The 20,183-nt window shown below is 44.8% G+C and carries 16 protein-coding genes; 11 read left to right on the top strand and 5 right to left on the bottom strand.

Annotated elements, in window-relative coordinates; translation table 11 throughout:
* Window positions 1-20: 20 nt before the first annotated feature.
* The 3 genes from BFP75_RS01165 to BFP75_RS01155 form a co-directional block, all read right to left on the bottom strand.
* Window positions 21-3,269 (bottom strand): efflux RND transporter permease subunit, encoded by a 3,249-nt coding sequence (locus BFP75_RS01165; RefSeq protein WP_099542841.1) that lies wholly within the window; start codon window positions 3,267-3,269, stop codon window positions 21-23.
* Window positions 3,270-3,372: 103 nt separating this feature from the next.
* Window positions 3,373-4,455 (bottom strand): efflux RND transporter periplasmic adaptor subunit, encoded by a 1,083-nt coding sequence (locus BFP75_RS01160; RefSeq protein ID WP_099542840.1) that lies wholly within the window; start codon window positions 4,453-4,455, stop codon window positions 3,373-3,375.
* A 61-nt stretch (window positions 4,456-4,516) separates the two neighbouring features.
* Window positions 4,517-5,818, bottom strand: a complete 1,302-nt coding sequence (locus tag BFP75_RS01155; protein ID WP_099542839.1) for a TolC family protein — start codon at window positions 5,816-5,818, stop codon at window positions 4,517-4,519.
* A 580-nt stretch (window positions 5,819-6,398) separates the two neighbouring features.
* On the opposite strand from BFP75_RS01155, the gene BFP75_RS01150 reads away from it, so the two are divergent.
* Window positions 6,399-8,978 carry a M14 metallopeptidase family protein gene (locus BFP75_RS01150; protein WP_240531657.1) on the top strand — a complete coding sequence of 860 codons (2,580 nt, stop codon included), beginning with the start codon at window positions 6,399-6,401 and terminating at the stop codon, window positions 8,976-8,978.
* Window positions 8,979-9,505: 527 nt separating this feature from the next.
* Here BFP75_RS01150 and BFP75_RS01145 read toward each other — a convergent pair.
* Window positions 9,506-10,243 carry a sulfite exporter TauE/SafE family protein gene (locus BFP75_RS01145; protein ID WP_099542837.1) on the bottom strand — a complete coding sequence of 246 codons (738 nt, stop codon included), beginning with the start codon at window positions 10,241-10,243 and terminating at the stop codon, window positions 9,506-9,508.
* Between the two features lie 69 nt (window positions 10,244-10,312).
* Here BFP75_RS01145 and BFP75_RS01140 point away from each other — a divergent pair, with 69 nt between their 5' ends.
* The 4 genes from BFP75_RS01140 to BFP75_RS01125 are packed head-to-tail and all read left to right on the top strand — an operon-like array spanning window position 10,313 to window position 14,141.
* On the top strand, window positions 10,313-12,124 hold the full coding sequence (locus BFP75_RS01140; protein ID WP_099542836.1) for a sodium:solute symporter family protein: 1,812 nt from the start codon (window positions 10,313-10,315) through the stop codon (window positions 12,122-12,124).
* A gap of 9 nt (window positions 12,125-12,133) precedes the next feature.
* On the top strand, window positions 12,134-13,219 hold the full coding sequence (locus BFP75_RS01135; protein ID WP_099542835.1) for an acyltransferase family protein: 1,086 nt from the start codon (window positions 12,134-12,136) through the stop codon (window positions 13,217-13,219).
* Window positions 13,216-13,785, top strand: a complete 570-nt coding sequence (locus BFP75_RS01130) for a hypothetical protein (RefSeq protein WP_099542834.1) — start codon at window positions 13,216-13,218, stop codon at window positions 13,783-13,785. Before BFP75_RS01135 ends, BFP75_RS01130 begins: the two co-directional genes overlap by 4 nt.
* Window positions 13,770-14,141, top strand: a complete 372-nt coding sequence (locus BFP75_RS01125; protein WP_099542833.1) for a DUF2237 family protein — start codon at window positions 13,770-13,772, stop codon at window positions 14,139-14,141. Before BFP75_RS01130 ends, BFP75_RS01125 begins: the two co-directional genes overlap by 16 nt.
* 41 nt (window positions 14,142-14,182) lie before the next feature.
* On the opposite strand, the gene BFP75_RS01120 is transcribed toward BFP75_RS01125, so the two are convergent.
* Window positions 14,183-14,773 (bottom strand): riboflavin synthase, encoded by a 591-nt coding sequence (locus tag BFP75_RS01120; protein ID WP_099542832.1) that lies wholly within the window; start codon window positions 14,771-14,773, stop codon window positions 14,183-14,185.
* Between the two features lie 58 nt (window positions 14,774-14,831).
* Here BFP75_RS01120 and pdxA point away from each other — a divergent pair, with 58 nt between their 5' ends.
* The 6 genes from pdxA to accC all read left to right on the top strand — a co-directional run bounded on the left by pdxA (window position 14,832) and on the right by accC (window position 19,930).
* Window positions 14,832-15,884 (top strand): 4-hydroxythreonine-4-phosphate dehydrogenase PdxA, encoded by a 1,053-nt coding sequence (pdxA, locus tag BFP75_RS01115; RefSeq protein ID WP_099542831.1) that lies wholly within the window; start codon window positions 14,832-14,834, stop codon window positions 15,882-15,884.
* A gap of 117 nt (window positions 15,885-16,001) precedes the next feature.
* Window positions 16,002-16,529 (top strand): YceD family protein, encoded by a 528-nt coding sequence (locus tag BFP75_RS01110; RefSeq protein WP_099542830.1) that lies wholly within the window; start codon window positions 16,002-16,004, stop codon window positions 16,527-16,529.
* Between the two features lie 8 nt (window positions 16,530-16,537).
* Window positions 16,538-16,735 carry a 50S ribosomal protein L32 gene (gene rpmF / locus BFP75_RS01105; RefSeq protein ID WP_099542829.1) on the top strand — a complete coding sequence of 66 codons (198 nt, stop codon included), beginning with the start codon at window positions 16,538-16,540 and terminating at the stop codon, window positions 16,733-16,735.
* Window positions 16,736-16,974: 239 nt separating this feature from the next.
* A complete protein-coding gene (locus BFP75_RS01100; RefSeq protein WP_099542828.1) occupies window positions 16,975-17,967 on the top strand; it encodes a beta-ketoacyl-ACP synthase III in 993 nt (330 codons plus the stop codon).
* A 32-nt stretch (window positions 17,968-17,999) separates the two neighbouring features.
* On the top strand, window positions 18,000-18,494 hold the full coding sequence (gene accB / locus BFP75_RS01095) for an acetyl-CoA carboxylase biotin carboxyl carrier protein (RefSeq protein ID WP_099542827.1): 495 nt from the start codon (window positions 18,000-18,002) through the stop codon (window positions 18,492-18,494).
* Window positions 18,495-18,577: 83 nt separating this feature from the next.
* On the top strand, window positions 18,578-19,930 hold the full coding sequence (gene accC / locus BFP75_RS01090) for an acetyl-CoA carboxylase biotin carboxylase subunit (RefSeq protein ID WP_099542826.1): 1,353 nt from the start codon (window positions 18,578-18,580) through the stop codon (window positions 19,928-19,930).
* Window positions 19,931-20,183: the final 253 nt, after the last annotated feature.

The raw sequence follows: 20,183 nt of genomic DNA, 5'->3' as shown, positions 1-20,183 counted from the left end.
CACTATCCAATCCCTTTAAATCAAATAGTGTTAACCTCATCTTCCTTTGTTTCCCCTTCCGGGGTTAGGGGGTTTTCTGGATAATTCTTCTTTTCGATTATATAATAAACCAAAGGAACTACCAATAAGGTCAATATGGTGGATACAATGGTACCTCCCATCAACGAAATGGCCAGTCCTTGGAAGATAGGGTCAAAAAGGATGACAAAGGCCCCGATGACCACAGTTCCTGCCGTTAAAAGTATTGGTGTAGTTCGCACGACACCGGCTTCTATCGCCGCCTGCTTTAAGGGTACTCCTTCGGCCAAACGTAGGTTTATAAAATCAATCAGCAAGACCGAGTTTCGAACCATGATACCCGCCAAGGCAATCATTCCAATAAAGGAGGTGGCCGTAAAGAAAGCGCCCATCAGCCAGTGTCCTAAAATAATTCCGATCAAGGACAATGGAATGGCCACCATCATGACCACGGGTGCCTTGAAGTTTTGGAACCATCCCACGATCAATATATAGATAAGGATAATGGCGCCCATAAAGGCAATGCCCAAATCACGGAAAACTTCCAAGGTAATCTGCCATTCGCCGTCCCACTTCACCGTGTAATCGTCTTCATACTCCGGTTGGCCCAGGTACATTTCATTGATACTATAGCCCTTTGGCAACGGTATTTCATTCAACTTCTCTTCCATACCCAAAATGGCATAGGCCGGACTCTCCAATTCCCCTGCCATATCCGCCATGACGTATACCACACGTTTTTGGTTCTTTCTGTAAATACTCTTGGCACTGGTGACGGGTTGTATGTCAACTAAATCTGAAATGGGAACCATAATTCCTTGATTGGATTTCACCTTCAATTGGGCAATATCCGTCACGGTCGATTTTTCCTTTTCGTCCAAAGCCAAAACCAATCCCACTTGCTGTATGGCATTTTCATCGTACAGATTGGCAATGGGCCTATTGCCCAAGGCCATATTCATGGTGTAAGCGATCTGCTGGGGAGCCACACCGTATAACATGGCCTTTTCCCTATCAATGGTGAACTGATATTCAGTTTGGTCCGCTTCTACCATCCAGTCGATATCCACCACATCCTGGGTATTTTTGAGGATATCCTGAACATTGTCCGCAATTTCCATTTGCGTATCGTAATCAGGGCCATAAACTTCGGCTACAATGGTTGAAAGTACCGGCGGCCCTGGAGGTACCTCCACAACCTTTACATTGGCCTTGTATTTTGAGGCGATACGCTGGATTTCAGGCCGAAGCAATTTTGCTATATCATGGCTTTGTGCACTTCGCTCGCCCTTGTCAATGAGGTTTACCTGAATATCCGCCATATTACTACCGCCACGCAAGTCATAATGCCTTACCAGGCCGTTGAACGTAATGGGTGCCGAGGTACCTACGTAATTTTGGTAGTTTACCACTTCCGGCCTTGTGGCCAGGTATTGGGAAATTTCCTGGGCAACGACTCCGGTACGTTCCAAGGTGGTGCCTTCTGGCATATCGATGACCACCTGAAATTCATTTTTGTTGTCAAAAGGCAACATTTTTACCGCTACGGATTTCGTAAAGAACAATACCATGGAACCCATGAGCAGTAGGAAGGTCAGACCAAGGAACATCCAACGTTTCCCCTTGTTCTCTATCAACGGACGCTCAAACTTGTCATAGAACTTATAGATCAAAGTGTCCTCCAACGGTTTTTCCTCTTTCTCCACGGTTTCTTTTTTGTCCTTTTCCCGTAGGAAGATATATCCTAAATACGGGGTAATGGTCAAGGCCACAAAGAGCGACAAGATCATAGCAATGGATGCACCAATGGGCATTGGAGCCATGTAGGGCCCCATCAAACCAGATACAAACGCCATGGGCAATACGGATGCGATCACGGTGAAGGTTGCCAAAATGGTAGGGTTGCCCACTTCGTTTATTGCATAGAGCGCGGCCTGTTTAAAAGGAAGCCTTTTCATCTTGAAGTGGCGGTGCATGTTCTCGGCAATGATAATGGAATCGTCCACCACGATACCGGTAACAAAAACCAAGGCGAACAGAGTAATTCGGTTCAAGGTATAATCCAGCATGTAATAGCTCAACAAGGTCAAGGCGAAGGTAATTGGCACGGATAGAAAAACCACCAAACCTCCACGCCATCCCATGGCCAGCATGACCACAAAGGTCACCGCAATGATGGACCCTATGAGGTGCAGCAATAATTCCGATACCTTATGCGAGGCCGTTTCGCCGTAGTTACGGGTGACTTCCACATGTACATCGTCCGGGATCAAGGTAGTTCTTAAATGGTCCACTTTATCGATGATTACCTCCGCTATTTTCATGGCATCCGCGCCCTTTCTCTTTGCTACGGAAACCGTAACGGCAGGATATTCAGAGGTATATTCCGATGCATTTTCACTGGCCTGGCCAAATCCCAGACTCACATAATTCTGGGGTATTTCCGGACCGTCGATAATCTCCCCCACCTGTTTTAGGTAGATTGGCCTATTTTGCTGTACGCCCACGACCAAATTTTCCACATCGGTGACGGTCTCCAAAAACTTCCCGGTTTGTACCAGAAACTCGGTATCGTTTTTATCAAAACTACCGGAGTTCAATTGGGAGTTATTCGCCTTGATCATTTCAGAAACACCTAGAAAATCCAAGCCACTGGCGGCCAATTTGTCCTTGTCCAGAACGACCCGTAACTGTCGGTTTTGCCCCCCGATCTTATGGGTAACCGCCACATCGTTCACTTTTTTGATTTCCGCTTCCAGCTCTTGGGCCATTTGCCCCAGTTGATAGCCGCTATAGTTCTCGCTCCAAAGGGTCAACCCCAACATGGGTACGTCATCAATGGCGCGGGTCTTTACCAAGGGAAAGGTAACTCCCTGTGGCATTTGGTCCATGTGCTTATTGATCTCGTTGTAGAGCTTTACAAAGGAGCGCTCAATATCCTCGCCCACATAGAACTGCACGATGACCATGCCCTGCTCCTTCATGGACGTGGAATACACATATTCCACGCCTTTAATGTTGCTGATCAGTTGCTCCAAGGGCTTTATCACCCTGGACTCCACCTCCGTGGGACTGGCCCCTGGGTAGCCCACAAAAATATCGGCCATGGGCACATCGATCTGTGGTTCCTCCTCCCTGGGGATCAAAAAGGAGCTATATACCCCAATGACCATGAACACGATCATCAGGAGCACCGTTAACTTACTGCCTATAAATAGTTTGGCAATCTTGCCAGCTAAACCTTCCTTCATTTTTATTTTTTATAAGTGGGGCGTTCGGGCGGGCTTTTCGTTAATACTCCTCCCTGCCAAGGCAGGTGCGGGGTAACCACTGCAATCCCTAACGCGTTTCCTTTTATTGTATGGCCAGTTTTGCTCCGTTGTACAGTTTTCCTTCGGAAGAAACAATATACTCCTCATCGTGTGCAAGGCCGGAGAGTACCTCTACCTTGTCACCCAAAGTCCTTCCCAATCGCAACCATCGCAACAAGGCGGTATTGCTTTCGCTTACGGTATAGATGCCAGTGAGACTACCGTTCTGCACCAGTGCATCGATAGGAACCATAACTGCCGCCTTTGATGCCTTTTTGGATACGGGGAACTGTACCGTGGCATACATTCCGGATAGCATCGGGATGTCCGTTTTTTCCAAAACCACCTTCACCATATACTGGCCTCCCGTGTTTTTAGAGGAGGTACTTACCTCGGTCACGGTCCCTTGAACATTTTTCTCCAAGGACTTAATCAGGACGGTTACGTGGGTATCATTTTTTATTTCGGAAATCTCGGATTCCGGTACCATGGCCAATACCTGATAGGAGCCAGGGGCTTCTACTTCCAATAAGGGCATCCCAGGGTTTGCCATATCCCCGGCATTGATAAATTTATTGGTCACCACGCCGCTAAAGGGAGCGCGAATGTTGGCATAGCCCATTTGCGCGTTGACCTCGTTCTTCATTTGTTTGGCCGACTCCAACCGGGCCTTCGCCATTGTATAATGGGCTGTAATATCATCCAGTTCCTTTTGGGAGGCACTGTTCTCCTTAAAAAGGGCCGTAAAACGGTTATAGTCCTTTTCGGCATTGGTAAAAGCGGCGGTTGCCTCGGCAATACCGGCATTCACTTGTGCCAATTTGGCCGATACGTCCGCATTGTTTACGCTCAACAATTGTTGCCCGTTTGATATCTTATCGCCTACCTCTACGTAAATTTTGTCCACATAGCCCATCATTCGGGTACTGATGTTGGTACTCTTGGCCGCTTCAACCTTGCCACTAACACTAAGAAAGGAGCTATCGCTGTTTTGGGATACGGTACTGGTAGTTACCGCAATAGCGGGACCATCGTTGACGGCCATTGTTTTTTTGTCGTTACCGCAACTGGCCAATAGCAAGGTCATCATTAAAACTATGGCCTGTATGTATCTTCTGTTTTTCATTTGAAACTATAATTAATCGTTTATGTTATTTTATTCATTCCTCCTTTGGGGGAGAGGGGCCCTATTCTTTGGTCAGGAACTGAACATATGCCAGGGCATAGTTGTGTTCAAAAATGGTCATATAGTATTCCAGAGTTTTTTGGGAATATTGGGTTTCGGCCATTAATAGGTCCGTTGTTTTTTCCAGGCCCTGTTCAAAACGGTTCATACGTATCCGAAGCGATTCTTTGGACTGCTCCAAGGCCAGCTTGGTAAGTTTCAATTTGTTCCTAGCATTTTCCAGGTTCCGTTTTGCCCTTTTGAGCTCCAAGGCACTTTCAGATTTGTACTGTTCCAATTGCAATTTGGCCTTGTCATATTCCGCCTTACTTTTTTGGGATTTACCAAAACGCTTGCTTCCTTCAAAAAGGTTCCATTTAAGTTCCGCCCCGAACAAATAGCCGTCGGCCTCCCCTTGGAACACTTCGTCGTCATGCATTTCGTACGTACCAAAGGCATTCAAACGAGGAAGGAAGGACATCTGGTCTGCCTTATGCATTTGTCGATATGCTTCGGTAGCGGAATCCATGGCCAAAATATCCTTACGGTTTTCAGAAAGCGCTACAACATCGATATCCGAGTAGGATACGGATAGGGAGTCCGTGGGCATCAGAACCCTAGTATCTGTTTCGTTCATGAGAACGGACAAATAGTTGCTTGCATTTAGGATGTTGCTTTGGGCATATTGTAGTTGGTTGTCCAATTCTGTTACCCGTACCTGTACGGCCAATACGTCCGATTTCTGTAAATATCCTTGGGCAAAGCTGTTTTCTGCAATCCGTTGGTTTTCCAAAGCGGTTTCCTTCGCTATTTCTAGGACTTCTACTGTTTTATAGGCAAGTTGCAGTTGCATGTAGGCTTTTTCTACCTCTAGAACCATATAGTCCTGGGTTCGCTCGGATTGCAGTTCGGTAGCCGTCCACTTGGCCTTGGCCGCCTTTCTTTGAAACAATCCGTCCAAGTTTATCAAGGGTTGTTGCACGTCTATCCTGGTGGCATAATCTTCAATTTGCCTAGGGTCGTTCAAGAGGTTGGGGTTAAAATCCGCAGCCGTTAGTATTTGCTGATTCAATTTTGAACCGAAGGCCATCAACGGGTTTGTGGTGGCAATTCCGGTATGTGATACACTTATATTGGGCAAAAGAACCGCATTGGTCTGCAGGTAGTCACCTTTGGCCGCAAGGGCATCTTGAGCCGCAATTTTTAGGGCATTGTTACCCTCCCTCACTTTTGTCAAAACTTCTTCTTTGGTAATGGGCGAGGTATTTTGGCCTATCCCGTATGAGAAGGTGAAAAGAATGATATATACTATTTTGTATTTCATCTATTTTAAGATTTGGGACAAAATTAGATCGGGGATTCAAGCTGTGCAGTAACATTTGTTACCGAACAAATCATACAGCGATAGTGTCTTGTAAGCTATACGCCTGCCTTTTCAATATCGGCGCCGCTAGAATTGGTTCGAAAAAATAGTAGGGACTAAGAATTTCACAAATGGTTTACTGCCTTAACGGGAGTCTATTATTTATTGCCAAGGTAAACCTGTTGGGAGGATGCCATAAAATCCGCCAATAATATAGTTCCAAATGAAATGACGTGGGACACACCACCACCGGCGAGGTCAAAAGCTGATGGCTCCTATGGAATTCCTCAGCCCGGTGCGAACAAAGTTTAACATCGTTTACAATGTTCTTTAAAAAAACTCAGGTGACCCCATTTAACCCGGGTTTTCTTTTTCATAAAAAGGCAGGGCCTAATATGTCAACTTGTAAAAAGGACACTTTAAAAAGATACTGATTGGGTATTCTTCTTTAATTCTTCATAAGGATTGCTTAAATTCCTGACTCAAAATCAAACTAATTCAAAAAATGACTTCAAAAACTTGTGTTTACAAAGGTATCTTAATGACCATTGTACTCTTTATGTCATGCATTTCCCAAAGCATGGCCCAAAATGTTCCCTCCCCTAAAGATGTTTATGGGTTTCGGGTTGGGGATGATTATAAACTGGCGGATTATGCCCAAATAGAGGATTATCTGGGAAAATTGGCCGCTGCCTCCAATAGGGTTCAAATGAAGGAAATAGGCACCACGGTGCTGGGCAGAAAAATGTACATCCTATTCATATCCAGTGAAGAAAACCTTTCCCAATTGGACAAATGGAAGGATATAAGTGAGAAATTGGCACGTGTCAAAGTATCGGAACAGGAGGCCATGCAGTTATCGGAAGCAGGCAAAGCGGTTGTTTGGGTTGACGGGGGCATGCATTCCACGGAATTGGCCCATGGTCAAATGACCTCGGAGCTGGCTTATACCTTGGCTACCTCCGAAACTACGGAAATGAAAAAAATCAGGGAGAATGTCATCACCATTTTAATGCCCGTAATGAATCCAGATGGATTGGATATTGTTGTGGATTGGTATAGAAAGAACATGGGTACACCTTATGAAACCTCACGTCCTCCCATTCTATATCATTATTATATGGGTCACGACAATAATAGGGATTGGTTCATGAACACCATGCCGGAAACCTATAATGTGACCAAAATCCTATATAATGAATGGTATCCACAGATTGTGTACAACCACCACCAATCTTCCCCTTCATGGACGAAGATTTCCATTCCGCCCTATGCGGACCCGGTAAACCCAAAGATCCATCCTGCCGTAACCGCAGGGGTAAGTGAAGTGGGTTCGGCCATGTCAAAACGTTTCTCCTTGGAAAACATGCCAGGTGCCATTGCAGATAATTTCTACACGATGTTCTGGAACGGTGGAGGCAGAACCGTTCCTTATTATCACAATATGATCGGTATTTTAACGGAAACCGGCCATACCATCCCTACCCCTAGGTTTTATGACCCGGAAAAATTACCCAAAACCGTGGCGGGAACAACCCCTACCGATGGCACGGACATCATGTATCCAGACCCTTGGAAAGGTGGGGAATCCCACTTTAGGGACGCTGTGGATTATATGTTGACGGCCACTTGGGCGACCTTGGACCTTGCTGCGGACAGAAAAAGCAACTACCTGTACAATATCTACAAAATGGGTGCTTCCGCTATTGAAAAGTCCAAGACAGAAGGACCCTTTGCCTATGTCATTGGAACTGACCAATGGGATCATTTTGAAGCAGTCAATTTGGTGAACATCCTGCTTAAAGGTGGGATTGAAATCGAAAGGGCTACCAAAAGTTTTACCATTGGCGATACGAAATATGAAAAGGGGTCTTACATAATTTACGGGGGACAGGCCTTTAGGCCTTATTTGTTGGATTTGATGGAAAAGCAAAACTATCCTACCCGCTTCCAATATCCAGGTGGACCACCGGACACCCCATACGATTTGGCAGGTTGGACATTGCCCATGCAAATGGGCGTGACCGTCGACAAAATCAAGGATTCTTTTGAAGCTTCCACGGAAAAAGTAGCCGATAGGGCAACCTACAAGGAGGGTGACGTAGATGGCAAGGGTTCCTTTGGTTTTGCGTTCAGTGCAAACAGCAATGCCTCTGTTGTGGCCACCAACAAAATATTGAAGGCTGGAGGAACGGCCTATAAGACGAAGGAAGAATTGAAGCTTGGCAAAGCAACTTTGCCGGCAGGGTCCTACATTGTATCGGGAGGAACTGTATCGGTTGATGAAATGGCTGCAAAGTACGGTCTGGAAGTTATAGGGATTTCTGAAAAACCGGAAATCGGATTGACAAAAATCCACCTACCTAAAGTTGGACTCTACAAATCATGGGTGGCCAACATGGATGAGGGTTGGACACGATTTGTCATGGATGAATATGCGTTTGAAATGGATACCTTACACGATAGGGATATCCAAACAGCCGACCTATCCAAATACGATGCCCTGATCATCCCTTCGCAGAGGCCAAGTGCTATATTACACGGCCACTCCAATTTGGAAATGCCCCAAAAATTTACCGGCGGCATTGGACTGGAAGGTACGGTCGCTCTTAGTAAATACGTTAAGAACGGAGGCACCTTGTTGGCTTTTGACGAAGCGAGCAATTATGTCATCGAACAGTTTGGATTACCGCTGAAGGACGCTACCGCAGGTGCGGACAGTAAGGATTTTTTTATTCCCGGTTCTTTGATTAAAACGGGCATAGACACCAAACACCCCTTGGCATTCGGAATGAAGGATACGGTGTCCGTTTCCTTCAATAAAAGCAGGGCGTTTACCATAGACAAGCAAAGTAAAAAAGGAGAAGGTGGCGAGGAAAAAATTGCCGATGCCCCCGCACCAAATGTTGAGGTAATAGCGACATATGCATCCAAGAACCTGTTGATGAGCGGTTGGGCCATGGGCGAGGAAAAATACATCGCTAAAAAACCGGCCATGGTTAAAGTGGGCTATGGTGACGGCAATGTTATTTTGTTTGCATTCAGGCCCCAATTCCGGGCACAACCCAGGGGCACCTATAAGCTTATTTTCAACGCTTTGTACGAGGGCGCATCAGAATAGGCAACACCATAAAAATTAACAGTAAACAACCTCGGGGCAAACCCACGAGGCATTGAAAGGAAATTCAAGTTTTATTTCGACGCAAGCGTCAGAGCATATAAATCTCGATCATCGAGTAAAGGCCTGTCGATATTTCGACAGGCTTTTTTATATCCGAACTATTGATGATGCGTTAATTTTTGGAATTATTGAATATAAGGTAATTGTCTCTTGTTTTTAGTTTTTCCGTTTGATTTTGGGTAGGATTATGGGCTCCTTCCTTTTGATAAAGGGAGGTGGCGCGACCTAAGTCGCGGCGGAGGGTTAGAAAGCACCGACCACAATGATAGGACCAAAGGCACAGGGATAGTTATCAAATTTTGGGCCGGGTCAATCTCCCCGTCCCGCAAGCGGGCCACCCCTCTTCGTCTGAAGAGGGGAGCTTTTAAAATAATCCACTATTCGGATATTAAAAATTTTAACGCATCATTAGTAATACCCGAACATTAAATTGGTTTTTGGAATTTTATAATTGGATTTTCTATATTCTATCCCACCATAATTAAGAGTGCCCCTAGTGCGGTAAGCACCAAGATCATTTTACGGAAAAATTCCTCATTGATTAATTTAATAATGCGAATCCCAACAAAGAAACCCAGAAATATGCCGGGCAATAGTTTTACATTAAGTATCAGGGATTCCCACGTGATGGTTTTCCAGACAAAAAAGTGAAAGGGCAACTTTAAAACATTGACGATCAAAAACAACCAAGCTGCCGTTCCTATAAAATGATTTTTAGGCAGGCGCATCGCCAAAAAGTAAATATTGGAAAAGGCTCCCGCTAAATTTCCCACCATGGTTGTAATCCCCGCAAGTGTACCTATGGAGCTGGAAAATGCCCAATGTGTGGGTACGGTTTTTTCCTTTTTTCGGTCCCACCAATACATCATAAAAACCGTGATAATTATAATGATGGCCATCCCTATCCTAAATAGTGACTCTGGAAGATCTTTACCAACAAAAACCCCAATGACCAATCCAAAGACCATCCAAGGCAATACTTTAAAAACATAATTCCACTGTGTATGTCGGTTGTAATAGATAACGGCAAAAATATCTGCCAAAATGAGAAGTGGAACTACCATACCCGTGGACTCCTTGGCACCAAAGGCCAAAGCCATGAAAGTCACGTTGATAACCGCAATCCCCTTTATTCCTGCCTTGGACATTCCGATCACGAAGGCGGCCAACGTGGCCAAAATCCAAGACGTTAAAGAGATTTCCATGGTTTATCGGGCAAATCACAAAAGTATCTTAAATTATTTTATCTTTAGTAGCTAACTAACAACCAAACTATGGAATTAAGCACCCTCGACTACAGTTTTATAGTGGTCTTTTTCTCAATCGTTTTAGGAATAGGAATTTATGTTTCAAAGAAATCAGGAAAGGATTCCTCGGAGTTTTTTCTTTCTGGGCGCACCATGCCCTGGTGGTTACTTGGTTTGTCTATGGTAGCCACGACCTTTTCAACCGATACCCCAAACCTGGTTACGGACATCGTCCGTACCAACGGTGTTTCGGGAAACTGGGTCTGGTGGTGTTTCCTGATTACGGGAATGCTTACGGTTTTTGTGTATGCCAAATTATGGCGTAAATCCAATGTAAATACGGATTTGGAATTTTATGAAATGCGGTATGGCGGGAAACCTGCAAGTTTTTTGCGAAAGTTCAGGGCCATCTATCTTGGCGCGCTGTTCAATATCATCACTATGGCTTCCGTGACCTTGGCGGCCATAAAGATTGGCGGTATCATGCTAGGACTGGAACCTTGGGAAACCGTTGTGGGCGCAGGCTTGATTACCGTAATATTCAGTGCCCTTGGAGGATTTAAGGGTGTGGTTTATACCGATTTTCTCCTGTTTTTTGTGGCCATGTCCGGTGCTATTGGAGCGGCCTATTATTTGGTGAACATTCCAGAGGTTGGAGGGGTAGCTGCATTATTGGAGAACGAGAATGTGGTAAGCAAGCTAAATATCCTACCGGATTTTGATAATACCCAAGTCCTAATTACCTTGTTCATAATACCCATTGCCGTGCAATGGTGGAGTTCTTGGTATCCTGGTGCTGAACCAGGTGGTGGTGGGTACATTGCCCAAAGAATGTTGGCGGCCAAGGATGAAAACCATGCCATTGGGGCCACTTTCTTTTTTAATATCATGCACTATGCCTTGCGCCCTTGGCCCTGGATTTTGGTGGCCTTGGCTTCCTTGGTGGTATACCCCGATATTGCCAGTATTGCGGAGGCATTTCCCAACATGGACGAAAGCAAGCTGGGCCATGACCTGGCCTATTCCGCTATGCTGACCAAACTGCCAAGCGGTCTTTTGGGAGTGGTTTTGGCCTCCTTGATCGCGGCCTATATGAGTACCATTTCCACACAGTTGAATTGGGGTTCCTCTTATATCGTTTTTGACTTTTACAAACGACAGATAAACCCCGATGCTACCGAAAAGCAAATGGTGGCCGTTGGAAGAATTTCTACGGTAATCTTAATGGTAGTAAGTGCCCTTTTTGCATTGACCCTTCAAAACGCTTTTGAAGTGTTCGATCTTTTGATTCAGTTTGGTGCAGGAACGGGGCTCGTTTTTATCCTTCGATGGTTTTGGTGGCGTATCAATGCATGGAGTGAGATTACCGCCATGTTCGCCTCTGGGATTTTGGTCATTTTGTTGGCGAAAACCAGTTTGGGCGAAATGTTTTTCGCACCTGAAACAGGTATATTCCCAGAGTGGGCCAACTACCCTTTTATAGTAGTTGTCACCACCGCTATCTGGCTTTTGGTCACCTTTTTGACGCCTCCTGAGTCCGATGCCACCTTACGGTCTTTTTACAAGAAAATACAACCGGGCGGACCAGGTTGGAAGAAAGTGGTTGCCAAATCCGAAGCGGAAAATGTGGAAATAGTGAAAGCTGGTGAAAAATGGAGCGTTCCGCAAGGTGTTACCGCTATGTTGTTGGGCATCGCCTTAATCTATTCGATTATGTTCGCCACCGGTTATTGGATCTATGGCAGGACCACCAGTGCCCTCATCTTAACGGGAGTTGCCTTGGTTACTGGCTTCCTTTTGATAAAGGCATGGAATAGGATGAAAGATAATATCCTTTAAACCGGAAAAATGAAAAATAGAATTCTTTCGGTCGATATTTTTAGGGGAGCAACTATTTTATTGATGGTCTTGGTGAATACCCCAGGAACGTGGTCCAATGTATATGCACCATTTTTGCATGCCGAATGGCACGGCTATACCCCAACCGATTTGGTATTTCCTTTCTTTCTGTTTATCGTAGGGACCTCTATTGTTTTTTCGTATAAAAACAAGGAAGTTAATTCCAATACGTACAAGAAAATCATCGTTCGGACCTTAAAACTAATTGGACTGGGATTATTTCTTGGTGCCTTTTTGATCAAATTTCCGTTTTTCAAGGCATGGGAGAACATCCGTTTTCCCGGTGTACTTCAGCGTATTGGCGTAGTCTTCTTTTTCGCTTCCATTCTGTTCATCAATTTTAAATGGAAAACTTTAGTGGGTATTGCCATTGCACTATTAATCGGCTATTGGTTGATGATGATCTTGATACCCGTTGAAGGTGTGGCCTCTACTTTGGAGCGTGCGCCAAACAATTTTGCCAATTGGCTGGACGTACAGGTTTTTGGTACACACAACTATAAGCCAGATTACGATCCAGAGGGGCTCTTGAGTACCATTCCCTCCATTGCCAGCTCCTTGTTGGGAATTTTCACCGGGCTGATCCTGGTTTCGAAACAGGAAAGGAAAGCCACTATTTTAATGGGTATTGGCGGAAGTTTATTGATTATAGGTCATTTATGGGATTTGTTTTTCCCCATCAATAAAGCCTTATGGACCAGCAGTTTTGTGTTGGTTACGGCAGGTTGGGCCAATTTGATCTTGGCCATGATCTATTATTTGACGGACGTAAAGCAAATTAGGTTCGGTAGCATATTTAGGTATGCGGGGGCCAATGCCATAATCATCTATTTTCTTTCCAGTTTCATTGCCAAGGTAATGGGACAGATCCAAGTGGGCGATACTTCCCTTCATGGATGGTTGTTCCAAAAGATTTACGTCCACGATGCCATTTCCCTTGAAATGTCCTCTTTGTTATACGGACTTACCGTACTGGCGTTTTATGCTCTTTTAGGGTATGTACTCTACCAAAGGAAGATTTTTATAAAGGTATGATCATAAAACTCCTTGGGCACTTTAAATACTCCATGGTATTGCTATGCGTTGTTTTTGGCAATGTCCATCAGATAATGGCACAGGAAAATTATCGTCCGGGCTATGTCATCATTAAGGCAGGAGATACCTTGTATGGTAAAATAAGTGATCGAAGAACAGGACCCTTTGGTGGCATACATGATAAAATTAAATTCAGAGGTAAGGGGCGTAAGAAACGTTTTCCCCCAAATAAAATCCTATCCTATCGAAAAGGCGATTCTGTTTACAGGTCATTTCTTTTGGATGGAAAAGCCACATTTTTACGTGTGGTATCAGAAGGGCCGGTTTCACTTTACAAGTATGAATTGCAAGAGCAAGGGGAAGAAATGGTGTTGGACATTGCCTATCTTAAGAGAGAGAGGAATCAAGAACTTGTACGTGCAGACCAAGGTATATTTGGCTTAAAACGGCAACGTTTGATGCAATTTTTTCAGGATTGTCCTCCCTTGGTCGAAAAAATCCGCAGTAAGGAGTTTAAATATCCCTATCAACTGGTTGATTATTATAACGAATGGATAAACAAGTAAAGAATGTCTTGGGAACTGAGCTATGTTCCTGTTGCTTTGTTCCTATGACCGGTTTTTATAGGGACGGATTTTGTAAAACAGGTGGCGAAGATGTTGGTACCCACGTGGTATGTGCTGTAATGACTGAGGAATTCCTGGAATTTACCAAATCAAAGGGTAACGATCTGTCAACTCCAATACCCCAATGGAACTTCCCAGGACTTCAAGAAGGAGACAAGTGGTGTTTGTGCATTTCACGCTGGATACAGGCGGAAAAGGCCGGTGTAGCACCTAAAGTTATATTGGAGGCGACCCATATGAATGCGCTCAAATTTACAACATTGGAGGTGCTAAGCAAGTATGAGGTAAAAAACTAATGTGAGAAACAGGGATTTCCAGGTCTCTTTAACAAACCCAGCTACTTCGCTTGCTGCATCAATTTCGCCACGTATTTCCCAATTACATCGAACTCAAGATTTACCACCGTACCCACTTTGTAAGTATTGAACCGGGTATGTTCATAGGTGTAGGGTATGATGGCAACATCAAAAGTGGTCTTTCTAGAATTGACGACCGTTAGACTTGTTCCATCAATGGTGATGGAGCCTTTTTCTATGGTAGGGTTTCCGGTGGCCGGGTCATATTCAAAGGAGAATATCCAACTCCCGTTTTCTTCTAGGATGTTTGTGCAAACGCCAGTTTGGTCCACATGTCCTTGGACGATATGGCCGTCCAACCGGGACCCCATGATCATGGCGCGCTCCAAGTTCACCGTGTCACCCATTCCTAATTCGCCCAAATTGGTCTTTTTTAAAGTCTCTGCAATGGCTGTAACCCTGTAAGTATCTCCGGAAATGGCCACCACGGTCAAACACACACCGTTGTGGGCCACGCTTTGGTCTATCTGCAGTTCAGAAGTAATGTTGGAAGAGACCGTTATATCCAAGTTGCCGCCCTTGGTTTCCAATTGGGTGACAGTACCTAATGTTTCAATGATTCCGGTGAACATGTGTCGTTTTATTTAAGTAATTTTGAATCCTAAAATAGCTTACAAAGATACAGATATAATGGAGGAAAACGGGAACATAAAGTTAGGGATATCCATCGGTGATTTAAACGGAATAGGGTGTGAAGTGGTCCTAAAGACTTTTGAGGACAGCCGCATGCTCGATTTTTGTACTCCCGTCATTTTCGCGTCCAACAAGACCATTTCTGGCCAGCAAAAGGCATTGGGTATTTCCATACCCTTCAACGGCGTACAGGAGGCATCCAAAGCTGTGGACGGTAAACTGAACATCGTCAATGTTTGGAAGCAGGTGCCTGAAATAAAATTTGGGGAGGCGACGAAGGAGGCGGGTAATTTTGCCCTGCAATCCCTTAAAGCGGCCGTTGCCTCGCTTAAGCAAGGGGATATAGACGTGTTGGTAACCGCCCCGATCAATAAAAATAACATTCAGGCCGAAGATTTTAAGTTTCCAGGGCATACGGATTATCTGGCCCAGGAACTGGATGGTGAAAGCCTGATGTTCATGGTAACGGACGACCTTAAAATAGGATTGTTGACAGACCATGTAGCGGTCAAGGACGTATCATCTGCCATCATACCCAGATTGATTCGCGATAAGGTGAATACGATCGAGAAATCCCTAAAAATGGATTTTGGCATCCGGAAACCTAAAATCGCACTGTTGGGCATCAATCCGCACAGTGGTGATAATGGGGTCATTGGAAAGGAAGACGATGAGGTATTGAGACCTGTCATCAATGAAATGACAAATAACGGACATTTGATATACGGTCCCTACTCCGCCGATAGTTTCTTTGGTTCTGACAATTACAAGAATTTTGATGCCATATTGGCCGCGTATCACGACCAGGGACTGATTCCTTTTAAGACCCTTTCCTTTGGAAGGGGGGTCAATTTTACGGCGGGACTTAGCAAGGTGCGCACTTCCCCCGATCATGGTACGGCCTATGAAATCGCAGGCAAAGGGCAGGCGGACCATAGTTCCTTCAAGGAAGCCGTGTTTATGGCCATCAAGATTTTCAGGAACAGAACGGAATACTTGGAGCTTACTGAAAATGTTTTAAAAAAGCAGCGCATTAAGCGGGAGCGTTAGTTTTTCGGCCAAAAGTTATGTAGATAAATAGTTGATAACTATTGCCCGTTATCAAAATAATAGTATCTTTGCACCCGCCTTTTAAGGCAAGGATTTTAATATTAAGAGTTGTACGTGATGAAGCAAAAGGAGTTTAATATTCCTTTTTCAGGGTTGAAACAAGGAAAGCACGACTTTAAGTATGAAATCGACAACACGTTCTTTGAATCTTTTGGTTACGACGAATTTAATGAAGTAGCTGTTGACCTAACTGTTGAACTGAACAAAACGAGTACCATGCTGGAACTTGATTTTGAGGCGACGGGAACCGTGAACGTAGATTGCGATATGACCAGCGAACCCTATGATCAGACCATTGAGGGACATTTGGAGTTGGTGGTAAAGTTTGGTGAGGAATATGACGATAACGATGATGAAATCCTCATTTTGCCCCACGGGGAACATCAGGTCAACGTGGCGCAGTACATTTACGAGCTGATAATCTTGGCCGTGCCCCAGAAAAGGGTACACCCAGGTATCGCGGATGGCACATTGAAATCGGAAGCCTTGGAAAAACTTCAGGAACTTCAACCAAAGGACAAAAAAAACGATAATGAAAGCGATCCCCGTTGGGATGAATTAAAAAAACTATTAACGGATAAATAAGGTTACAAATGGCACATCCTAAAAGAAAAACTTCCAAAACCAGGAGAGACAAGAGAAGAACACATTACAAAGCGGTTGCACCTACATTGGCTACAGATTCTACAACTGGAGAGATGCATTTGTACCACAGGGCCCACTGGCACGAAGGTAAATTGTATTACAGGGGCCAGATTTTGATGGACAAAACCGAAGAGGTAGAGGCATAATGTGCTTTTAATATACTAAGGAATAACTCCCACTTCATTTGAAGCGGGAGTTTTTTTTAGTCAAAAACTTACTATTAAGTATCGGTAACGGACAACATGATAATTAAGATTTGATTTGGTTTAGAGCCATGAATTTTTTCAAAAACAGGTTGTTTTGACACAAAAAGTCGACTAAATTCACTAATTTTCACAACTTTTGACGTGTTTTTGAAAGTTTTTCACACGAAAGCAATTAAAATATGACCAAGATTACAGCAGCCATAACCGCTGTGGGAGGCTATGTTCCCCAATTTGTCCTCACCAATAAAATGTTGGAAGAAATGGTAGAAACCAATGACGAGTGGATTACTAGCAGAACAGGAATAAAGGAACGTCGTATATTAAAAAAGGAGGAAGGGGAAGGCTCTTCCTATTTGGCCATTCAAGCGGCGAAAAAAATACTTGAAAAGCAGCACCTGGACCCTGCCGAAATAGATCTGGTCATTGTGGCAACGGCCACCCCAGATAGCATGGTCGCATCCACCGCAGCTTTTGTAGCTTCTGAAATTGGCGCTAAAAATGCCTTTGCCTATGATTTGTTGGCGGCATGTTCCAGCTTTTTGTTTGGAATGTCCACCGCGGCTAGGTATATTGAATCCGGCAGGTATAAAAAAGTATTGTTGATAGGTGCCGATAAGATGTCCTCCATTATCGATTACACCGATCGTACCACCTGTATCATCTTTGGGGACGGTGCCGGGGCCGTGTTGTTCGAACCCAATACCGAAGGTTTGGGGCTAAAGGACGAATATCTTAGGGCCGATGGCTCTGGCCGTCAGTTTCTGGGCATGGAAGGGGGAGGCTCCTTGTTGCCTGCCACGGAACAGACGGTACGGGATAGGAAACATTTTATATTTCAGGACGGGAAGACCGTATTCAAATTTGCGGTCTCCAACATGGCGGATGTAGCGGAGCGTATCATGAAACGTAACAACCTCGCCGATACCGATGTATCTTGGTTGGTACCGCATCAGGCCAATAAACGGATCATTGATGCCACGGCCAATAGAATGGGCTTGGATCAATCCAAGGTATTGATGAACATACAACGGTATGGCAATACAACATCGGCAACCCTGCCCTTGCTGTTAAGCGATTACGAGGACAAATTAAAAAAAGGAGATAATTTAGTTTTTGCCGCCTTTGGGGGCGGATTTACATGGGGATCCATTTATTTGAAGTGGGCCTATTAATTGGAAGACCAAACTAACATATATTTACAACTATGGATATTAAAGAAATTCAAAGCCTTATCAAGTTCGTAGCAAAATCCGGAGCCAGTGAAGTAAAATTGGAGACGGATGACATCAAGATCACCATACGGACAGGTAGCCCAGGCAGTGGTGAGACTACCTTTGTACAGTCCATTCCTATGGCCCAAGCACCTGTGACACCCACGGCCGCTCCTGCACAGCAAGAGGCCCCAGCGGCTCCCGTGGCCCCAGCCAAGGAAGTGGACACGAAAGGGGACGATTCCAAATATATTACAATCAAGTCGCCTATTATTGGAACCTTCTATAGAAAACCATCGCCGGATAAACCGGCCTTTGTAGAGGTAGGTGACAAGATTTCCGCCGGTGACGTACTTTGCGTTATAGAGGCCATGAAATTGTTCAACGACATCGAATCTGAAGTATCCGGTACCATTGTAAAGGTATTGGTAGACGACTCCTCACCTGTGGAGTTTGATCAACCACTCTTCTTAGTAGATCCATCATAAGGTTAAACCGCAAGCATCAAGTCCTTAATGCCCAAAATGTTATTTTGGAATTTGGAATTTGACGTTTGGAATTCGAAACTGTTATGTTTAAAAAAATATTGATTGCCAATAGGGGAGAAATCGCGTTGCGCGTTATACGTACCTGTAAGGAAATGGGTATAAAAACGGTGGCCGTTTACAGTAAGGCCGATGAGGAAAGCTTGCACGTGCGTTTTGCCGATGAAGCTGTCTGTATAGGTCCGGCTCCTAGTAGCGAGTCCTACCTGAAAATACCCAATATCATTGCGGCGGCCGAAATCACCAATGCGGACGCTATTCACCCGGGCTATGGTTTCCTTTCGGAAAACTCCAAGTTCTCTAAGATATGTGCGGAGCACGATATAAAGTTCATTGGGGCCTCCGCGGAGCAGATTGACCGTATGGGCGATAAGGCCACGGCCAAGGCGACCATGAAGGCCGCCGGTGTACCTTGCGTACCCGGATCTGACGGATTATTGAAAGATTTGGCCGATGCCAAAAAGACGGCCAAAAAAATGGGGTATCCCGTCATGATCAAAGCTACTGCCGGAGGCGGTGGCAAAGGAATGCGTGCCGTTTGGAGCGAGGACGAGATGGAGGCGCACTTTGAAAGTGCGGTAAAAGAGGCCACGGCAGCCTTTGGGAACGGAGGGATGTATATGGAAAAACTAATCGAGGAACCCAGGCATATTGAAATCCAAGTGGTGGGCGATCAATACGGTAAGGCCTGTCATCTATCCGAGCGCGACTGTTCCGTACAGCGTCGCCATCAAAAATTGACGGAGGAAACCCCATCCCCATTTATGACGGACAAACTCCGTGACGAAATGGGAAAAGCGGCGGTAAAGGCGGCGGAATACATAAAATACGAAGGGGCCGGTACGGTAGAGTTTTTGGTGGACAAACACAGAAAATTCTACTTTATGGAAATGAATACGCGTATCCAGGTGGAACATCCCATTACGGAGCAGGTGATCGATTACGATTTGATCCGTGAGCAGATTTTAGTTGCGGCCGGGGTACCTATCTCCGGAAAGAACTATTTCCCAAAACTGCACTCCATAGAATGTAGGATCAATGCAGAGGACCCGTACAACAATTTTAGGCCGTCGCCCGGCAAGATTACTACCTTGCACATACCCGGAGGCCATGGCGTACGTATGGATACCCACGTATACAGCGGCTATAGCATACCGCCCAACTACGATTCCATGATTGCCAAGTTGATTACCACGGCACAGACGCGGGAAGAAGCGATCAACAAGATGAAAAGGGCCTTGGACGAGTTTGTGATCGAGGGCATCAAGACCACGATACCCTTCCATAGGCAATTGATGGACCATCCAGATTATTTGGCGGGGAACTATACCACCGCCTTTATGAACGATTTTAAGATGGATCCTCCAAAGGAAAATTAAAGTCCAAAACTCCAACAGCGATGTTGGAGTTTTTTTTTGCTACGTACTGGTCACTTCGGCTCCGATCAGTGACCCAAATAAGTCTGTCCGGGCATTGAGCGTAGTCGAAATGCCAATCTCCTAAAAGAATCATCGATAATAGATTTTTACCCAAACACCATCAAAAACCCACTACCCATAAACCTGTAATCCTATTTCTAATAGGGATTTGGTTATCTTAGATGCAAGTATATATAATCAATTATTACTTAGA

Origin of the sequence: Maribacter sp. 4G9, assembly GCF_002742265.1 — a bacterium.
GTDB lineage: Bacteria > Bacteroidota > Bacteroidia > Flavobacteriales > Flavobacteriaceae > Maribacter.
The sequence above is the reverse complement of the archived record's forward strand: the minus strand, read 5'-3'. Positions and strand labels throughout refer to the sequence as shown.

Coding starts and splice junctions, on each gene's coding strand:
- BFP75_RS01145 (WP_099542837.1), bottom strand. CDS start 10,243: ATGGAAATCTCTTTAACGTCTTGGATTTTGGCCACGTTGGCCGCCTTC.
- BFP75_RS01155 (WP_099542839.1), bottom strand. CDS start 5,818: ATGAAATACAAAATAGTATATATCATTCTTTTCACCTTCTCATACGGG.
- BFP75_RS01130 (WP_099542834.1), top strand. CDS start 13,216: ATGATCATAAAACTCCTTGGGCACTTTAAATACTCCATGGTATTGCTA.
- accC (WP_099542826.1), top strand. CDS start 18,578: ATGTTTAAAAAAATATTGATTGCCAATAGGGGAGAAATCGCGTTGCGC.
- BFP75_RS01150 (WP_240531657.1), top strand. CDS start 6,399: ATGACCATTGTACTCTTTATGTCATGCATTTCCCAAAGCATGGCCCAA.
- BFP75_RS01100 (WP_099542828.1), top strand. CDS start 16,975: ATGACCAAGATTACAGCAGCCATAACCGCTGTGGGAGGCTATGTTCCC.
- BFP75_RS01140 (WP_099542836.1), top strand. CDS start 10,313: ATGGAATTAAGCACCCTCGACTACAGTTTTATAGTGGTCTTTTTCTCA.
- BFP75_RS01110 (WP_099542830.1), top strand. CDS start 16,002: ATGAAGCAAAAGGAGTTTAATATTCCTTTTTCAGGGTTGAAACAAGGA.
- accB (WP_099542827.1), top strand. CDS start 18,000: ATGGATATTAAAGAAATTCAAAGCCTTATCAAGTTCGTAGCAAAATCC.
- BFP75_RS01160 (WP_099542840.1), bottom strand. CDS start 4,455: ATGAAAAACAGAAGATACATACAGGCCATAGTTTTAATGATGACCTTG.
- BFP75_RS01135 (WP_099542835.1), top strand. CDS start 12,134: ATGAAAAATAGAATTCTTTCGGTCGATATTTTTAGGGGAGCAACTATT.
- pdxA (WP_099542831.1), top strand. CDS start 14,832: ATGGAGGAAAACGGGAACATAAAGTTAGGGATATCCATCGGTGATTTA.
- BFP75_RS01120 (WP_099542832.1), bottom strand. CDS start 14,773: ATGTTCACCGGAATCATTGAAACATTAGGTACTGTCACCCAATTGGAA.
- BFP75_RS01125 (WP_099542833.1), top strand. CDS start 13,770: ATGGATAAACAAGTAAAGAATGTCTTGGGAACTGAGCTATGTTCCTGT.
- BFP75_RS01165 (WP_099542841.1), bottom strand. CDS start 3,269: ATGAAGGAAGGTTTAGCTGGCAAGATTGCCAAACTATTTATAGGCAGT.
- rpmF (WP_099542829.1), top strand. CDS start 16,538: ATGGCACATCCTAAAAGAAAAACTTCCAAAACCAGGAGAGACAAGAGA.